We start from the raw sequence: 16266 nt of genomic DNA, 5'->3' as shown, positions 1-16266 counted from the left end.
TTGCGTTGCTGGCGGAAAGCGCCTCCGCTTCTCAAACCAATAAACAGGATCATGCCATGTCACAGACACCAGATATGCTCATGGCAGACGTTGAACGCCGGATGATGAGGCTCTGTCGCAGCCCTTCAGGCGTGCTACAGAATTCGGTCCATCATCATATGAAATCAGGCGGCAGCCGTGTTCGAGCGCGCATGGCGCTTGACGCAGCGCTCAGCCTGAAGCTGTCCCACCAGCAAGCGGTGGCGATCGCGACAGCCTGTGAACTCTTGCACAATGCGTCTCTTATTCATGATGACTTGCAAGATCGGGATGCGACGCGACGCGGGCAACCCGCCGTCTGGGCTGAATATGGCTCTGAAGTCGCGATCTGCGCGGGCGACCTGCTCTTGTCCGGGGCTTATGCCGCCTTGGGCGCTGTAGGCGAGTCCGCCGCCGACTTGATCACGATCATGCATGAACGCGTCGCCGCGACCATCCATGGTCAGTCAGAAGATTTGGACGGTGCGAAACGCGTCCAGCTGTCGCTTGAAGACTATGAGACGATTGCCGCCAACAAATCAGGCCCGCTTCTTAGCTTGCCACTGGAGCTAGCCCTGAGATTGGCGCGGCGCGAGGATCACGTCATCACCGCGCAGCGAGCGATAAAGTCTTTCGCCCTTGGGTATCAGATGCTCGACGATCTCGACGATGCATTCGCCGACGAACAGGCGGGCGAAATCAATGCGGTCAACATCCTGGCCAGCGCCGGCGCGAAAAATCCGGAGCGTGACATCCTGAACCGCGCCCGATCTCACCTCGACAATGCGGCGTATATTGCGCAGACCCTTCCTGCCGCGATGCCGCAAATCATCAAGGGATACATCGACGCCCTGATGCTGCGCACTCGCACGCCACAGGAATTGCCCGCATGAGCCATACGGTTGTCATAGGCGGCGGTTTCGGCGGCATCGCCGCCGCCCTCCGGGCGCGCGCAAAAGGGTATGACGTCACAGTGCTGGACCGTTGCTCACGGCTTGGCGGTCGGGCGCAAGTGTTCGAACGCGGCGGCTACCGGCACGACGCCGGACCCACCGTTTTGACCGCGCCTTTCCTGTTTGAAGAACTGTTCGCCTTATTCGATAAACGCCTGTCGGATTATGTGGAATTGCGGCCGCTAACGCCGTGGTACCGGTTTCGGTACATGGACGGCTCGACGTTCGACTATGGCGGAAGCGTAGAAGACACAAGGCGCGAGATCGCCCGGTTCAGTCCTGAAGACGCCGATGGCTATGAGCGACTGCTCGAAGCCTCACAGGCCATCTATGATGTCGGATTCAAACAGCTCTCTGACCGGCCTTTCCATGAGTTCGGCGCGATGATCCAGCAGGTGCCCAACCTGCTGCAATTGGGCGCATACCGGTCTGTCTGGGATCTCGTTTCCAAGCACATCAAGCACGACAAGATACGTCAGGCTTTTTCAATTCAGCCCTTGCTCGTGGGCGGCAATCCGTTCGACACGACCAGCATTTACGCCCTGATTCACTTTCTTGAACGCGCCCATGGCGTGCATTTCGCCATGGGCGGAACCGGTGCGCTGGTGGACGCTTTCGAAACGCTCATGCGTGAAGAAGGCATTGAAATCAGGCTCAATACGACTGTGGCGCACATTGACGTCGCCGACGATCATGTGACCGGCGTGCGCACCCAGGACGGAGACCACCTCCAGGCTGACGCCGTAATCTCCAATGTTGACCCTGTCCACCTGTATTCGAATATGATGCCCGTCCAAGCGGTGAAGACGTCAGCTCGGCTGAAAGCGCGACATCACAAACAATCCATGGGATTGTTTGTTCTTTTCTTCGGAGCGGCGCAGCAGTATCCAGACGTCGCGCACCATACGATCTGGCTCGGCCCCCGTTATAAATCTCTTCTGACCGACATCTTTAATCGCAAGGTGTTGGCGGATGACTTCTCGATTTATCTGCATCGCCCGACGGCTACAGATCCAAGTTTCGCGCCGCCCGGACATGACAGCTTTTACGCGCTCGTCCCGGTGCCCAATCTTCACGCTGATATTGATTGGGAGATTGAAGCGCCCCGTTTGCAACAGCGCGTCATCGAGGCGCTGGACCAATCCATATTGCCGGGTTTGAAAACGAGTATCCGCGAACCCTTTTCGATGACGCCTGTGGATTTTGAAAAGACTTATCTTTCTCCGGCCGGGGCGGGGTTTTCTATCGCGCCCGTGTTCTCGCAGTCCGCGTGGTTCCGGTTCCATAACAAAGCCGAAGGTCCCGAAGGGCTCTATCTCGTCGGGGCGGGCGCGCATCCCGGTGCTGGTCTTCCCGGCGTGATCTCGTCCGCGAAAGTGCTTGAGCATATTTTGCCGAGAGCCGAACACGCTACATCAGGGCGGCTCAGCGTCGCGGCGGAATGACCCAAAGCAACGTCATCACAGGCGTCGTCTCGCCGCCCCGCCAAGTGCTGAGACAGCATGGTCGCTCGTTTCACTTCGCCAGTCACATTCTCGGCCCGCGGCATGCGGATCGAGGCGCGCGCCTTTATGCGTTTTGCCGCCATCTTGATGATCTGGCTGACGAGGCGACAGATATTGAGGCCGCGAATACAGCGCTCGCCACGACGCGTTTCGCACTCAACACCGGCTACGCCAGCGACCCGGTTGTGACAGACTTCATCGCGCTGGCGTCTGAAACGGATATGCCGCTCCAGCCGGCCCTGCACCTCATTGACGGATTGCAGCAGGATCTGAAGAACGTCGCTCTGACGTCCAAGGCTGAACTGATCCGTTATGCGTATCGCGTCGCCGGAACCGTCGGTTTGATGATGTGTTGCGTGCTCGACACCCACAAGGCGGACGCCTTGCCGCACGCTATTGATTTGGGGATCGCCATGCAGCTGACCAATATTGCGCGCGATATTGGTGAAGATGCGCGGATGGGGCGGCGCTACATTCCCGGCCCCTGGATCGACAACGCCTCAGCTCAAGACATTCAAGAGCCTTCGCCCGCTTTGCAGACTCATCTGAAGGCGGCCACGAAACGCTTGCTGGACCTCGCTGACCGCTATTATGCAAGCGGCGAAGCCGGGCTGCACTTTCTCCCGGCCCGTGCGCGGCTCGCAATCTTGGTCGCCAGCCGCGTCTATGGCGCCATTGGCCAGGATATCGCCAAACACGATTATCGGAGCTGGGATCGTCGCGCTCGCGTGACCGGCCCGAAAAAGGGTCGCCTCGCGCTCGGTTCGATGGGCGCGTTTCTGGCGACAGACAGACTGAAACGGCTGGCGGTTCGCCATGATCCGCACCTGCATGACTCACTGAAATCTCTCATGAAACCCCATGACGCCAGGACTGGCGTGCATGACTAGCGCCGATGCTGATATCGTGATCTTGGGGGGTGGTTGCGCCGGACTGTCGCTGGCGCGACGCCTGGCGACAGCGAGGTGCAAGGCCCGGGTCATCGTGGTCGAACCTCGATCCGCTTATACAGACGACAGGAGTTGGTGCTTCTGGGCCCCCTCGCATGATCATGCTGAGTCCCATCTTGTCGCCCAGTCCTGGAAGCAATGGCGCTTCTCGACGCTATCGGGGCAAACGCAAACGCATGAGCACCCCGGAATGCGCTATCACTATATCCGCAGTCAGGACTTCTATGATGACGCCTGCGCACGGATTGCAAGTCATGACGCAATCGAAATGAAGATGGGCGTTCGCGCTCAGGATGTTCGGCGGGACTCAGAGCGTTATCTCGTTGAAACTGACCAGGGCGTACTGTCCACGAATGCCGTGGTCGACACCCGGTCCTTGCCAGGCGAGTCTCCGGCATTGCTTTATCAATGCTTTTTGGGTCTCGAGATCGCGCACCCGCCCCTGCGTCCCGAGCAGGCCCATGTGGCGGGCTTGATGGAAGCCATGGATTGCGACCGGGATGGCTTTCATTTCCTATACGTTTTACCGCTTGGCTCAGAGCGATCCCTGATCGAAGTCACGCGCTTCGCCCAAGATCGCATTGACCCCGAAACATTGCGCGGCCAGCTGGATGACCAAATCATTCGTCTTCATGGCGCCGCAACGCAGTGTCTGCGCACTGAGTCCGGCGTGTTGCCCATGGGGTTAACCCACGCCATCCCTGCCACCTCGGGTCCTCAACACGTCTATGCAGGACTGGCGGGAGGCGCGTTGCGGCCGGCGTCCGGATACGCCTTTCAACGCATCCAGCATTGGGCGGAGGCCTGCACCGTCTCCATCCTGTCTGATCGCGGCGTCATCGGTCACCCGCCCGAACCCATGATCCGCGGGCTCATGGATCAGGTGTTCTTGCACGCCTTACGCGCTGAGCCTCGCCGCGGAGCTGATTTCTTCATGGCGCTGGCCAAGCGATTATCGCCTGACGCTTTCGTCCGTTTCATGAGCGACACCGCAACATTCGGCGATAAGGTAAGCGTTATCAGCGCGCTGCCGCCTGCCCCCTTTCTCAAAGCGGTTTGGACGAGCGTGCAAGATCACAAGAGCGCGGCCTGATGCGCGTGCGTCGACCTGTCCCTCCCGAAACGATGGCTTTTCTCCTCGCCAGCCTGATTGCCGGTCTGTTTCTGGCGAGTTCCATGGACCTCTCAGCGCGAACGCTCATTTTCGTTCTGCTTGTCGGCGTGTCGCTGCTGGGCCTGCCCCATGGGGCGTTGGATCCACTCATTGCGCGTCAGTCCGGATTGTGGAGCACGCCTTCAGGCTTTGTTGCGTTCAACGCCATCTACCTCGCGATTGCTGCGTTCATACTCGCCTTATGGCTTCTGGTGCCAGCGCTCGCGCTCGCGGCCTTCTTGTTCATATCCGCTTGGCACTTTGCGGGGGACTGGTTTGATCGCACCGTTCCGGTCGCGCGGCTTGCAACCGGGACCGCTTTGCTCTGCCTGCCGACGCTTCTGCATGGCGATGGGGTGAGCGGTATTTACTCCATTCTCGCCGGACCCGCGGGAGCGGGACTTGTCCCCGTGCAGCAATACCTGGCGGGGCCGGCTGTGCTGGTCAGTCTGGTGCTGGGCTTCATTGTTCAAAAGCCCGTCAAATGGTCTGCAATCGAGATTTTGGCCGCTTTTCTGGGCGCGCTCTTGTTTCCGCCCCTCGTCTTTTTTCTGATTTACTTTTGCGGCTTGCACAGCCCGCGGCATTTGATCGCTCACACGCGCACCTTGTCCGGCGTGGTTCGTCCGAAGCCCTTAATGCTCTATGTGCTTGGATACACCGCTGCGGCGCTTGCACTTCTTGCGAGCGGTTTCTGGGGGCTCAACGCCACTGGCGCGGCCATGAACGAAGCACTCCTGCGTCTTGTTTTCATTGGCCTTGCCGCGCTCACAGTGCCGCACATGCTTGTTCTGGAGTATGCAGAAAGGCGCAGTCATGGCTGAAATCATGGACCGTAAGAATGGACATGTGGACGCCGTTCTTTCAGGCGGCGTGAACGCAGACCGCATCACGGCGGGGTTTGAGCGGATCCGCTTTGAACATTGCGCCTTGCCGGAACTCGATCTTGACGCCATCGACCTATCCACACGCTTCTTGAACTTCCAGCTGAAAGCCCCGCTGCTGATCAGCTCCATGACCGGCGGACCCTCCCGCGCCCAGGACATCAACGCCAATCTTGCACAAGCCGCAGAAGCGCTCGGCATCGCCCTGGCGGTTGGGTCCCAACGAATTGCGATCGAGACGGACGGCAGCAATGGCCTCGACCAACGATTGCGCCATTACGCACCGTCCATTCCGATTTTTGCGAATGTCGGCGCCATTCAGCTCAACTATGGTTACGGCGTCCCTGAGCTGCAGCGCGCCATCGAGATGATCGGCGCTGACGCGCTGATCTTGCATCTGAACCCGGTGCAAGAGGCGCTGCAGACAGGCGGCGATCGCAATTGGGCGGGGCTTGGCGACAAGATCGGGGCCGTCTGTAAGGCGCTGGACGTGCCCGTCATCGTTAAAGAGGTCGGATTTGGCATCTCGGTCAGTGTGGCCCGCCGCCTTGTCGAGCTGGGCGTATCAGCCATCGATGTCGCCGGGGCCGGCGGTACAAGCTGGAGCGCCGTCGAGGGCGCGCTGAGCGAGGACCCGACGATACGCCAACTGGCCGAGGCCTACCGCGATTGGGGCATTCCGACCACACGGGCGATTGAACGTGTTCGGCTGGCCTGCCCTGAGACGCCTCTCATTGGATCAGGCGGGGTGAAAACCGGTCTCGACGCCGCCAAAGCCCTGCGCCTGGGCGCCGATCTGGTCGGGCAAGCAGGCTCAGTGCTACGCAGTTCCACCCAAAGCGTTGACGCTGTCATCGCACACTTTGAAACGGTGATAGAGGGCCTGCGACTGGCGTGTTTCGCAACCGGATCACAGGATCTGAGCGCTTTGAAATCAGCGACACTCGCGTCGACGCCCGCTTGATAGCGCGGCTAAGTGGATAGCGTGACGACCCTGTCAGACCGTGTAGCCTTTTGCCGCTAATAGAATGCAGATTGGCGATCAGAAAAGCGTCAGCCAATAAAAAGTGCCGGGTCGGATCCCCTGAGATCACGTGTTTATCGCCTGTTTTCTCACTTCATACGGCTCAGAGAGCGTGCCTGATCGGCGTTGGAAAAATGGCGAGATTGTTCTGGGATATGTCTATACCCCCCTCACCCAGCCTCTCCCCCTTTTCCAAGGGGGAGAGGGGCGGGGCCGAAGCGCTCTCCATGATCTCTCCGAACGCATAGCCGCCTTGCAGACTCCCTTCCCCGCTTGACCCAACGCCCTCTCAACCCCACTTTGCGCGCCAATGAGCACACCTGTGGAAAACCCTGCCCCGTCCCCTGAGGTTTCAGAGGGGCGCGATGTGGAGATTGTCACTTTTGGCTGCCGGCTGAACGCCTGGGAGTCAGAAGTGATGCGCGACCACGCGCGTGCGGGCGGACTGCAAGACGCCGTCATCATCAATACCTGCGCGGTGACCAATGAAGCCGTGCGCCAGGCGCGCCAGACCATTCGGCGGATGAAGCGCGAGCGGCCCGATGCGCAGATGATCGTCACCGGGTGCGCCGCCCAGATCGACCCCGAGCAGTTCGCCAAGATGGCCGAGGTGGATCAGGTGCTCGGCAATGCCGAGAAGCTGCGTCCCGAAACCTTCAAGTCCACCGCTATTTCAGGCGGCGACAAGGTGAAGGTCGATGACATCATGGCGGTCAGTGAGATCGCCAGTCATCTGGTCGATGGGCTCGATGGTCGCGCCCGCGCCTATGTGCAGGTGCAGACGGGCTGTGATCACCGCTGCACCTTCTGCATCATCCCTTATGGCCGCGGCAATGCGCGCTCCGCGCCCGCCGGCGAGGTGGTGGATCAGGTCCGGCGTCTTGTCGAGACCGGCCATTCCGAAGTGGTGCTGACAGGCGTGGACATGACGAGCTGGGGTCAGGACTTGCCCGGTGAGCCCAAGCTCGGCCGTCTGGTGCGCGCCATCCTCAAGCAGGTCCCTGACCTGCAGCGCTTGCGCCTGTCCTCGATCGACGCCATCGAGATTGACGAGGATTTGTTCCGCGCCATCGCCGAGGAAGACCGGCTGTGCCCGTATATGCATCTGTCGCTTCAGGCGGGCGACGATATGATCCTTAAGCGGATGAAGCGCCGCCATTCCCGTGATGACGCGATCGCCCTCGCCCAGCGTTTGCGCAGCGTCCGCCCGGACATCGCCTTTGGCGCTGACCTGATTGCGGGCTTTCCCACTGAAACCGAAGAGATGTTTGAAAACTCACTACGGCTGGTGGATGAGTGCGATCTGGCCTTCGTGCATGTCTTCCCTTACTCGCCCCGCCCCGGCACGCCCGCTGCGCGCATGCCGCAGGTGGATCGCGACGTGGTCAAGGACCGCGCCGCGCGTCTGCGGGCCAAATCGCAGGAGGCGTTGCAACGCCATCTCGCCTCACGCGTTGGACGGGAGATGACGGTGCTCGTTGAAAAGCCTGGCTTTGCGCGCGCCGATGATTTCTCGCCTGTGCGGATGGACTCGACGGCTCGCCCCGGCGCGCGTGTTCGGACCCTGATCACTGGCCATGACGAGAAAGCCCTGTTCGCCACCCCGCTGGAGGCTGCCCTGTGAGCTGGTTCAAATTCGGTTTCGGCAAGAAAAAGAAACAAGACGAGGCGGCTTCGTCTGAGGGTCCAGCGCTAGACGCGCCGGCGACTGATATTGAAGACGAAGCGCCGGTTGAATCTGCGGTCATCGCAGACGTTGAGAAGGCGCCCGAGACGCTCGATGAGCCGCGCCCGGCCGCGCCCGCCCCGGCTCCGGCTGATCCGGAGCCAGAGCTGGAAGCGCGCGCGGAAACCGTTGCCGACGACAATATTCCGAACCCGGATGAAATTGCCGAAGCCCCTGCTCAGGCGAGCGGAATAGAGGATCTGGCGGAAACGCTGGCGCAGCCTGAGTCAGTTGCTCCGGCTACGGAGGAAATGCCCCCAGCATCGGAGCCTCAACCTGAACCGGTTGAAGACAAGAAGGGTTTCTTCGCCCGCCTCGCAGCGGGACTGAAGAAATCCTCCTCGCGCCTCAGCGACGGGCTGAGCGCGATGTTCACCCAGCGCAAGCTTGATCAGGCGGCGCTGGATGAATTGGAAGAATTGCTGATCGCGGCCGATATCGGCGCGGCGACAGCGGCCAAGGTGATTGATCGCTTGGCGAAAGACCGGTTCGACAAGGATGTTTCCGATATCGAGATCCGTGAAGCGCTCGCTGACGTGGTCGCTGAAACGCTGGCCCCGTATGAGCAGCCGCTCGACATGACCGGCGAGGCGCCGCGCGTGGTATTGTTTGTGGGTGTGAACGGCTCGGGCAAGACCACGACGCTGGGCAAGATCGCGGTGAAGATGACGCGCGAGAGCGCGGATGTGATCACCGCGGCGGGCGACACCTTCCGCGCCGCGGCGGTCGAACAGCTTCAGGTCTGGTCAGATCGCGCCGGCGCCAAATTCATGTCGCGCGATCTGGGTGCAGACGCCGCCGGTCTGGCGTTTGACGCCATCCAGCAAGGCCGCACCGATCAGGCGGACGCCGTGCTGATCGACACGGCGGGTCGGCTTCAGAACAAGGCCGAGCTGATGGATGAGCTGCGCAAGATCGTCCGGGTGATCAAGAAGATGGACGAAACCGCCCCGCATCACGTGCTTTTGGTGCTCGATGGGACTGTGGGCTCGAACGCCATCTCCCAGGCGGAAGCCTTCATGGAAGCGTCCAAAGTGACCGGCGTCATCATGACCAAGCTCGACGGCACCGCCAAAGGCGGCGCTCTGGTTCAGGTCGCCGAACGCTTCAAGCTGCCCATCCACTTTATCGGCGTGGGCGAGGGCGAGGCGGATTTGCAGGCCTTCAAGGCGAAAGAGTTCGCGCGGGCGCTGGCAGGGCTTGAGGGTTAGCGCCCTCTTTCCCCGCGAAGGCGGGGACCCAGTGATCATGAGGCGCTGCGCGGGCGGCTCTGGGCCCCGGCCTTCGCCGGGGAAGAGAAGAACAGTTTCCCCTCTACATTTGTCATTCGCCGGTTTATCCGTCGAACCCATGCCGTGATCTATGATCAGACCAACCGGCATGGATCGGCCGGACAAGCCGTCCGATGACATTTTGGAATGGGCCTCCGGATCAAGTCCGAAGGCCGAGGGGTAAGGCTCTATGATCTCGGTCCTCGGGCTTGACCCGGGGACCCATAGGGTGACTACCCCAAACCCCGCACCCAGTCCGGCACCGTTTCGGTCGCCGGGCCGTAGTGGTGCTCTTCAAACAGACCGCTGATCTCACCGGGCTCCAGTGTCAGCTCGACGGTATGCGCGCCATTGCGCCGCGCTTCCGAGACAAAACCGGCGGCGGGATAGACCGTACCGGACGTGCCGATGGCGACAAACAGGTCGCAGCGATCAAGGCGTTGGTAAATCTGGTCGAGCCCCAGCGGCATTTCCCCGAACCAGACCACATGAGGGCGCAGCCCGCCCGCCTTCGTACAGGCGGGGCATGGACGCTCGATCGCCATATCCTCGCGATCAAAAAACAGGTGATCGCACTGGCTGCAGCGGGTCTTGAGGAGTTCGCCATGCATGTGGAGCAGGCTGGCTGACCCCGCCTGCTCATGCAGATCGTCGATATTCTGGGTGACCAGCAGGAAGTCAGACCGCCCATCCATCATCCAGTCCTGCTCCAGCGCGGACAGGGCGAAATGGGCGGCGTTGGCTTTGGCGTCAGACAGGTTCGCGCGCCGGGCGTTATAAAACCCCAGAACCGTTTCAGGGTCGGCCGCGAAGGCTTCGGGCGTGGCGAGTTTCATAGCGTCGAATTTCGCCCACAGCCCGCCTGCATCGCGAAATGTGCCCAGCCCGGATTCCGCCGACACGCCCGCGCCGGTCAGAATGACGATGTTCTCATAGCGCGCCATCTCGGCCTCAGACGCTGGGGAAACGGCGAGTGAGCCAGCCCAGCATCAGCTCGGACAGCTCGTTCGGCGCTTCATACTGGGTCCAGTGCCCGATCCCTTCGATCACATTCATATCGAGATCGGAACACAGCATGGGCATCCAGGCGGCGAGTTTGGGCGGCAGCATGAAATCGCACTCCGCCGCGATCATCTGGCAGGGCATGGAGAGCCGGTGATCCACCCCGCCCAGACGCTCCCAGTTCGCATCGAAATTGCGATACCAGTTCATGCCGCCGCGAAAGCCGGATTTGGCGTAGGTCTCGGCATAGACCTTGCGGATTTCGGGCGGTACGACGCAATCGTCTTCGGATTTCAGACCGCCGCGCTCGACGAATTTCTCAAAGCGTTTGGGCAGGTGCGTGATGGAATCAGGCAGTTTGTCGAGATCGGCGACCGGCGCCGGCGCGGCGAAACTGAAGGCGAAGAAGTCGTCTTCGCGGCCCTTGAACACATCGTCCATCGCCTCGTCCTGAAAAGCGATGATGTAATGATCCTCGCCGCCGCGCTCCTTGAATACATCGGTGGGCGGAACCGAGCCGCGCGGCAGGTGCGGCGTGTTCACCCCGATGGCGCCCAGAAAGCGTTCGGGGACCAGACAGGCTGCGTGCCACATCAATATGCCGCCCCAGTCATGACCGACCCAGACCGCTTTTTCGATCCCCAGCGCATCCAGCAGCCCGGTGAAATCACCCACCAGCTTGTCCACGCCATAGGCCGCGACCTCATAGGGGGCGTCAGAGGCGCCGAATCCGCGATTATCCGCCGCGATGACGCGATAGCCGGCGTTCGCCAGATCCTCGATCTGTTGCGCCCAGCTCAGCGCCAGTTCGGGCCAGCCATGCATCAACAGCACCGGCACGCCATCTTCAGGCCCCGCCAGATGCACGGACAGGCTCACCTCGCCTACATTGATCTTTTGCGCAGGCGGCATGGGCGGGTGAGTCATGGTGTCCTCCGAGGCGGTTATGCGCGGGTGAGCCCCGCACGTTTTTGTTGTTGCTCGAAGTGTAAAAGCTCGAACACGAACACGGCCAGCCCTGACCAGATGAAAATGAAGGTGAACAAATAGGCCAGGCTGAACGGCTCGCCATATACCAGCCCGACGATGAATTGCAGGGTGGGGGCGATGAACTGCAACACGCCGATCGTTGCGAAGGTCAATCCCCGAGCGCCGAGCAGGAACAAGAGCAAAGGCGCCACCGTCATCGGGCCGGTCATCATCAGCATGATCGTCTCAAATGGACCGTCCAGGAAATGCCCCGCGTTCGCGCCGCCCTGGATCTCGAAAACGCTCAACACGACAATGGACGGGATGGCGATGATCACCGTCTCCCAGAACAGGCCGATGCGGGCGTCCACCTGGATCGTCTTTCGCACATAGCCATAGGCGGTGAAGGAGCCCGCGAGCACCAGCGCCAGCCAGGGCAGCTCGCCCACGGTGATGACCTGATTGATGACGCCCAGCACGGCGAGCCCCACCGCCACGGCGCGCAACGGACCAAAGCGCTCATGGGCGATGAACACGCCCACCGCCACCACCATCAAGGGATTGATAAAATAGCCCAGCGACACTTCCAGCACCCGGCCGGAATTGACCGCAAAGATGAACAGCCACCAGTTTGCCGCGATCAGGAGCGAGGTCGCCAGCATGACCAGCAAGGTCTTGCGGTCATGAAGCACCGCGAAGGCCGGCCCGATCCGCCGCCCCATATACAAGAGCAAGAGCAGAACCGGCGCCGACCAGATGGCGCGCTGCAGCACGATCTCGCTGGGATTGGCGAAGGCCAGAAATTTATAAAAGATCGGCGAGAGACCCCAGATGAAATATCCTGACAAGGCGGCGATCCCCGCGCGTTTGGGATCGAGCCTGTCAGGAAGGGGTGGGGGCGTGGACATGGCGCCTGTTTAGAGGCCCGGCCCCGCCCTGTCAGTCCACTTCCTGCTCAGTTGTTTTTTTAGTCAGCCGTTTGCCGTGTCCGGGTCAGGGCCTGACCCAGACGCCAGGCGACCCAGACCGCGCTCCACACATTGCCGAGGATCGGCAGGGGCAGGATGAACACCAGCGCGATCAGCTTGTTGGGTTCAAACACCCAGATCAGGATCGCCAGCAGCACAAAGCCCAGATAGAGGTCGATCAGACTGACGACGCCCCAGGGCTCGGAGACCAGCCAGGACACCGCTTCAGACAGCGATTGCCCGGCGGTCATTGACGCCCAGACGATGGAGATAGCGAGCGCGATCGCGCCCACAGCTGCGATAATCCGAAAAGCCGTCATGTCCCGCTCCTGCACTGTGTTTGATGGACTATACGAGCGAGGCGCGCGCCCGGTTCAGCTCAGCTTGTCTTCACGGGTCAGAAGCCCGGTGAAACTGGTCACCATGATCGCAATCAGGATGGCGGACATGAAAAAGGGCGAGCCCGTCATGGACCCGCCCGTTTTATTCATAGCGATGACAGCGCGCCTATTCCCGGTCGGCGTCGGCCACTTCGGGCAGGGTTTTCGGCTCGTAGGGCACGTCGGCCGGGTGACGATAGATGTCTTCGTCCAGCTCGCCTTCCCATTTGGCCACCGCCGTCGCGACAGTCGCGTCACCGGTGACGTTGAGCGCTGTGCGGGCCATGTCCATGATCCGGTCCACCGGCAGGATAAAGCCGACAATGATCGCCACTTGCTCGGGGCTGACGCCGAACGTGTCGAGCACGATCGCCAGCAAGAAGAGCGAGGCCGACGGGATGCCCGCCGCGCCGATTGAGACGATGGCGGCGGTGAAGGCGATCAGGAAATAGTTCGCCAAGGTCAGGTCATAACCGAACGCCTGGGCGGTGAAGAGCGCCAGAATGCCAAGATAAAGCGCTGTGCCGTCCATATTGATCGTCGCGCCCAAAGGCAGGACCGAGCCGGCGATGGAGCGTTTGACGCCGAGATTTTCCGTCGCGTTGGTGATGGTGACGGGCAAGGTCGCGCTCGAGGACGCGGTGGAATAGGCCACCGCGATCGCGTCGAGCATGCCGCGCAGGAAGTTCATCACCGGCAGGCCGAGCACGAAGCGGATGAAGCCGCCATAAATCAGCACGGCATGGGTGAGAAGGCCCAGATAGACCGCCGCAATCAGGATCGCGATGGAGGCCAGCGCCTCAAGGCCTTGGGACGCGACGGTATGGCTGACCAGGGCGAACACGCCGAACGGCGCCACTTCCATCACCAGATGGGTGACTTTGAGGACCACATTGGCGGCCTGGGTGAACAGATCGCCCACCAGCTTGCCCTCACGGCCCGCCATCAGAATGCCGATGCCCAGCAGCACCGCAAAGAAGATGATCGCCAGCACATCGCCGTCCGCCAGCGCCGCGACCGGGTTTTCCGGCACGATGCTGAGCAGGCGTTCGACCAGAGTCGGGGCTTCGCCGGACACAGGCACGGCGTCGGCGCCGCCCAGATCCACACCCTCGCCGGGGCGGAAGGTCAGGCCGAAAATGATGCCGATGATATTGGCGAAGAAGGTGGTGGCGAAATAGAGCGCCATGGTCTTCAGGCCGATGGAGCCCAGCTTTTTGGGATCGCCCAGCGCCACCACGCCTGAGACCAGCGTGGTCAGGATCAGCGGCACGATCAGCATCCGGATCAGGCTGATGAACAGATCGCCCACCGGCTTGATGAAGGTCGCCAGCCAGTCCGCGGCGGCTGGGCCGCCCATGACCTGGCTCAGCACGCCGCCGAAGATCACACCGATCACCAAAGCGCCCAGCACGCGCTGCCACAGCGCGATCTTAAACCAACCTCTCATACAGGCCCCTCCCCGGCGGCTCTCATATCAGAACCGCGCCAGCCTAAGCCCGGATGCGAACAGGTCAACGATCTGAAGCCGTAAGGGGCTACGAATAGTATCAGGATTTGGAATGTGAGGCGGCCTGGCCGATAGCCTTGAGCCCGCCCATGCGCACGCCATAGACCAGCCAGATCACGCCGATGATCAACAGCCAGGGCGAGACGGCGAAGGTTGGATTGATGCGCGAGACGATGACCAGGAGAGCCGCCAGACCGATATGCCCGATCACGATCCGCCAGCGCAGGTCGCGATAGCTTTCCGCCGTCCGGATCGTGGCCTCTGAAAACCAGCGCCAGGCCCGGTTCACACTGCCGGAATCGCGGGCGCGACGCGTGTTTTCGGACTGGTCAGGTTGATAGCTCATATTTTCAGGATACGGACTTGTTCGGGGCGTGTCAAAAGACCCTCATCGCCTGCGCTCCATAAAAAAACCCGCCAGACCGGCCTGATGCAGACCGCCCGGCGGGCTCAGGAGAGATCGTGGAGTCGGGCCTAGCCCAGCGCGCTTTCCGCGCGGATGATCGCGGCGGCGGCGTTCACGACAGACCCGATGCGAACAGCGGCCTGGATCTGCTCGGCGGTCAGGCCCGCCTTGCGCAGTTCATGCTCGTGCGCGTCGATGCACATGCCGCAGCCATTGATGGCGGACACGGCGAGCGACCAGAGCTCGAAATCGGCTTTGTCGACGCCGGGATTGCCGATCACATTCATGCGCAGCTTGGCCGGCATGGTTTTGTAATCGCTGGCGGAAACAAGGTGGTTGAAGCGGTAGAACACATTGTTCATGCCCATGATCGAGGCGGCGGCCTTGGCCGCGGTGACCGCCTCGGGAGATAGCTTGTCTTCGACCTCGCCGACAATGTCGGTCAGGGTTTCACGCTCGCCCACGGCATAGGCGGAGGCCAGGAAACACCCGTATTTCTTCTGGTCGTCGAGCACGGTTTCGCGGCCCAGGGAGCTGAGGTTCAGCTTGATGTCCTTGGCGTGTTCGGGAAGGCGGTTCTTCAGGGCGTCAAGGCTCATGGCGCGTCCTTTCATGATGAATGGCGGGTTTGGACCGGTCGTCCGGCAGGACAGTGATCGCCCGGCGCCTGAAGGGGGGGACGAACGCGGGGCGGGGGACATCGAGACGACCGGTCCGGCTCTATCCATGGCGGGCCATGGATAGAGCGGGGCGGGCCGCCGTCGGACGGCTCCCCGAAGAGAGCCGTCCTTGAGCGAAGCGATTACGCTGCGAGCGTGTCGCCGCCAGCCTGGCGGTTGCACGGGCACAGTTCGTCAGTTTGCAGGGCGTCCAGAACACGCAGGGTGTCTTCCGGGTTGCGGCCCACATTGAGGTTGGTCGCATATACGTGCTGGATCACGCCGTCCGGGTCGACGATATAGGTGTAGCGGAACGCCACACCTTCGGGCGAACGCACGCCCAGGCCATCAACCAGAGACCCGGTGGTGTCGGCGAACTGCCATTGATTCAGGCCGTTCAGGTCCGGATGCTCGCGGCGCCAGCCCAGCTTGGAGAATTCGTTGTCGGTGGAGCCTGTCATCACGACGGCGTCACGGTCAGCGAATTCGTCCTCAAGGTTGGCGAAGGCCACGATTTCGGTCGGGCAGACGAAGGTGAAATCTTTCGGATAGAAAACGATGACCTTCCACTTGCCCGGGAAGGAGTCCTGGTTAATCGCCTCGAAAGCCGACTCGCCGTTTTGCTCGTGTTCGTTGAATTTCGGCTTCACGCCGGTGACTTCGAATTCGGGGAGCTTGTCGCCAATGCCCAGCATGTATGTCTCTCCTGGCAGGTTTGAATCTCATGGGTCGAGGGCGGTTGCCTGAGGGGGCCGCCCTTCGACGAAACTGGATATGGACCTGAGCTATTGATAAATCCAATGGATTGTTCCTGTCGCTCCCATAGGATTTATCAATACTGCCGTCTGAGCCTTGCATTTCGATATTTCGAGCGTTCGAGGCAGGGCG

At 61.2% G+C, this 16266-nt stretch carries 17 protein-coding genes; 9 read left to right on the top strand and 8 right to left on the bottom strand.

Going from position 1 to position 16266, the window contains the following annotated elements; genetic code table 11:
• Positions 1-5: 5 nt before the first annotated feature.
• The 8 genes from ACQ66J_RS06750 (at position 6) to ftsY (ending at position 9424) form a co-directional block, all read left to right on the top strand.
• Entirely contained in the window at positions 6-911 is a 906-nt protein-coding gene (locus ACQ66J_RS06750) for a polyprenyl synthetase family protein (RefSeq protein ID WP_430431010.1), read from the top strand.
• Complete coding sequence (gene crtI / locus ACQ66J_RS06745) at positions 908-2416, top strand: phytoene desaturase family protein (protein WP_430431009.1); 1509 nt, start codon at positions 908-910, stop codon at positions 2414-2416. The genes ACQ66J_RS06750 and crtI overlap by 4 nt, the downstream gene beginning before the upstream one ends.
• The gene (locus tag ACQ66J_RS06740) at positions 2413-3366 is read left to right on the top strand and encodes a phytoene/squalene synthase family protein (protein WP_430431008.1); all 954 of its coding nucleotides are present in this window, start codon (positions 2413-2415) and stop codon (positions 3364-3366) included. Before crtI ends, ACQ66J_RS06740 begins: the two co-directional genes overlap by 4 nt.
• Entirely contained in the window at positions 3338-4519 is a 1182-nt protein-coding gene (locus ACQ66J_RS06735; protein WP_430431007.1) for an FAD-dependent oxidoreductase, read from the top strand. The genes ACQ66J_RS06740 and ACQ66J_RS06735 overlap by 29 nt, the downstream gene beginning before the upstream one ends.
• Entirely contained in the window at positions 4519-5403 is an 885-nt protein-coding gene (locus ACQ66J_RS06730; RefSeq protein WP_430431006.1) for a Brp/Blh family beta-carotene 15,15'-dioxygenase, read from the top strand. Before ACQ66J_RS06735 ends, ACQ66J_RS06730 begins: the two co-directional genes overlap by 1 nt.
• The gene (fni, locus tag ACQ66J_RS06725) at positions 5396-6427 is read left to right on the top strand and encodes a type 2 isopentenyl-diphosphate Delta-isomerase (RefSeq protein ID WP_430431005.1); all 1032 of its coding nucleotides are present in this window, start codon (positions 5396-5398) and stop codon (positions 6425-6427) included. Before ACQ66J_RS06730 ends, fni begins: the two co-directional genes overlap by 8 nt.
• Before the next feature lie 370 nt (positions 6428-6797).
• Positions 6798-8111: a tRNA (N(6)-L-threonylcarbamoyladenosine(37)-C(2))-methylthiotransferase MtaB gene (gene mtaB / locus ACQ66J_RS06720; protein ID WP_430431004.1), complete on the top strand. Its 1314-nt coding sequence runs from the start codon at positions 6798-6800 to the stop codon at positions 8109-8111.
• Positions 8108-9424 carry a signal recognition particle-docking protein FtsY gene (gene ftsY / locus ACQ66J_RS06715; protein WP_430431003.1) on the top strand — a complete coding sequence of 439 codons (1317 nt, stop codon included), beginning with the start codon at positions 8108-8110 and terminating at the stop codon, positions 9422-9424. Before mtaB ends, ftsY begins: the two co-directional genes overlap by 4 nt.
• 293 nt (positions 9425-9717) lie before the next feature.
• On the opposite strand, the gene ACQ66J_RS06710 is transcribed toward ftsY, so the two are convergent.
• The 7 genes from ACQ66J_RS06710 to ACQ66J_RS06680 form a co-directional block, all read right to left on the bottom strand.
• Complete coding sequence (locus ACQ66J_RS06710; RefSeq protein ID WP_430431002.1) at positions 9718-10428, bottom strand: NAD-dependent deacylase; 711 nt, start codon at positions 10426-10428, stop codon at positions 9718-9720.
• Positions 10429-10435: 7 nt separating this feature from the next.
• Positions 10436-11413 (bottom strand): alpha/beta fold hydrolase, encoded by a 978-nt coding sequence (locus tag ACQ66J_RS06705; protein WP_430431001.1) that lies wholly within the window; start codon positions 11411-11413, stop codon positions 10436-10438.
• A gap of 17 nt (positions 11414-11430) precedes the next feature.
• On the bottom strand, positions 11431-12363 hold the full coding sequence (rarD, locus tag ACQ66J_RS06700; protein ID WP_430431000.1) for an EamA family transporter RarD: 933 nt from the start codon (positions 12361-12363) through the stop codon (positions 11431-11433).
• A gap of 59 nt (positions 12364-12422) precedes the next feature.
• A complete protein-coding gene (locus tag ACQ66J_RS06695; protein WP_430430999.1) occupies positions 12423-12743 on the bottom strand; it encodes a hypothetical protein in 321 nt (106 codons plus the stop codon).
• A gap of 187 nt (positions 12744-12930) precedes the next feature.
• Complete coding sequence (locus ACQ66J_RS06690) at positions 12931-14253, bottom strand: dicarboxylate/amino acid:cation symporter (protein WP_430430998.1); 1323 nt, start codon at positions 14251-14253, stop codon at positions 12931-12933.
• A gap of 100 nt (positions 14254-14353) precedes the next feature.
• Entirely contained in the window at positions 14354-14659 is a 306-nt protein-coding gene (locus ACQ66J_RS06685; protein WP_430430997.1) for a hypothetical protein, read from the bottom strand.
• Positions 14660-14787: 128 nt separating this feature from the next.
• Positions 14788-15318: a carboxymuconolactone decarboxylase family protein gene (locus ACQ66J_RS06680; RefSeq protein ID WP_375547879.1), complete on the bottom strand. Its 531-nt coding sequence runs from the start codon at positions 15316-15318 to the stop codon at positions 14788-14790.
• Between ACQ66J_RS06680 and ACQ66J_RS06675 the strand changes: the two genes are divergently transcribed.
• Complete coding sequence (locus ACQ66J_RS06675) at positions 15317-15463, top strand: hypothetical protein (RefSeq protein WP_430430996.1); 147 nt, start codon at positions 15317-15319, stop codon at positions 15461-15463. The genes ACQ66J_RS06680 and ACQ66J_RS06675 overlap by 2 nt on opposite strands.
• Before the next feature lie 58 nt (positions 15464-15521).
• Here ACQ66J_RS06675 and ACQ66J_RS06670 read toward each other — a convergent pair whose 3' ends face one another.
• The gene (locus ACQ66J_RS06670; RefSeq protein ID WP_375547881.1) at positions 15522-16073 is read right to left on the bottom strand and encodes a peroxiredoxin; all 552 of its coding nucleotides are present in this window, start codon (positions 16071-16073) and stop codon (positions 15522-15524) included.
• Between the last annotated feature and the right edge of the window lie 193 nt (positions 16074-16266).

The sequence above is a fragment of the Oceanicaulis sp. genome, from assembly GCF_965284345.1.
In the GTDB taxonomy this organism is placed as follows: Bacteria; Pseudomonadota; Alphaproteobacteria; order Caulobacterales; family Maricaulaceae; genus Oceanicaulis; species Oceanicaulis alexandrii_A.
The sequence above is the reverse complement of the archived record's forward strand: the minus strand, read 5'-3'. Positions and strand labels throughout refer to the sequence as shown.

Coding starts and splice junctions, on each gene's coding strand:
- rarD (WP_430431000.1), bottom strand. CDS start 12,363: ATGTCCACGCCCCCACCCCTTCCTGACAGGCTCGATCCCAAACGCGCG.
- ACQ66J_RS06680 (WP_375547879.1), bottom strand. CDS start 15,318: ATGAGCCTTGACGCCCTGAAGAACCGCCTTCCCGAACACGCCAAGGAC.
- mtaB (WP_430431004.1), top strand. CDS start 6,798: ATGAGCACACCTGTGGAAAACCCTGCCCCGTCCCCTGAGGTTTCAGAG.
- ACQ66J_RS06705 (WP_430431001.1), bottom strand. CDS start 11,413: ATGACTCACCCGCCCATGCCGCCTGCGCAAAAGATCAATGTAGGCGAG.
- ACQ66J_RS06690 (WP_430430998.1), bottom strand. CDS start 14,253: ATGAGAGGTTGGTTTAAGATCGCGCTGTGGCAGCGCGTGCTGGGCGCT.
- ACQ66J_RS06740 (WP_430431008.1), top strand. CDS start 2,413: ATGACCCAAAGCAACGTCATCACAGGCGTCGTCTCGCCGCCCCGCCAA.
- ACQ66J_RS06670 (WP_375547881.1), bottom strand. CDS start 16,073: ATGCTGGGCATTGGCGACAAGCTCCCCGAATTCGAAGTCACCGGCGTG.
- crtI (WP_430431009.1), top strand. CDS start 908: ATGAGCCATACGGTTGTCATAGGCGGCGGTTTCGGCGGCATCGCCGCC.
- fni (WP_430431005.1), top strand. CDS start 5,396: ATGGCTGAAATCATGGACCGTAAGAATGGACATGTGGACGCCGTTCTT.
- ACQ66J_RS06730 (WP_430431006.1), top strand. CDS start 4,519: ATGCGCGTGCGTCGACCTGTCCCTCCCGAAACGATGGCTTTTCTCCTC.
- ACQ66J_RS06695 (WP_430430999.1), bottom strand. CDS start 12,743: ATGACGGCTTTTCGGATTATCGCAGCTGTGGGCGCGATCGCGCTCGCT.
- ACQ66J_RS06710 (WP_430431002.1), bottom strand. CDS start 10,428: ATGGCGCGCTATGAGAACATCGTCATTCTGACCGGCGCGGGCGTGTCG.
- ACQ66J_RS06685 (WP_430430997.1), bottom strand. CDS start 14,659: ATGAGCTATCAACCTGACCAGTCCGAAAACACGCGTCGCGCCCGCGAT.
- ACQ66J_RS06675 (WP_430430996.1), top strand. CDS start 15,317: ATGGCGCGTCCTTTCATGATGAATGGCGGGTTTGGACCGGTCGTCCGG.
- ACQ66J_RS06735 (WP_430431007.1), top strand. CDS start 3,338: ATGACGCCAGGACTGGCGTGCATGACTAGCGCCGATGCTGATATCGTG.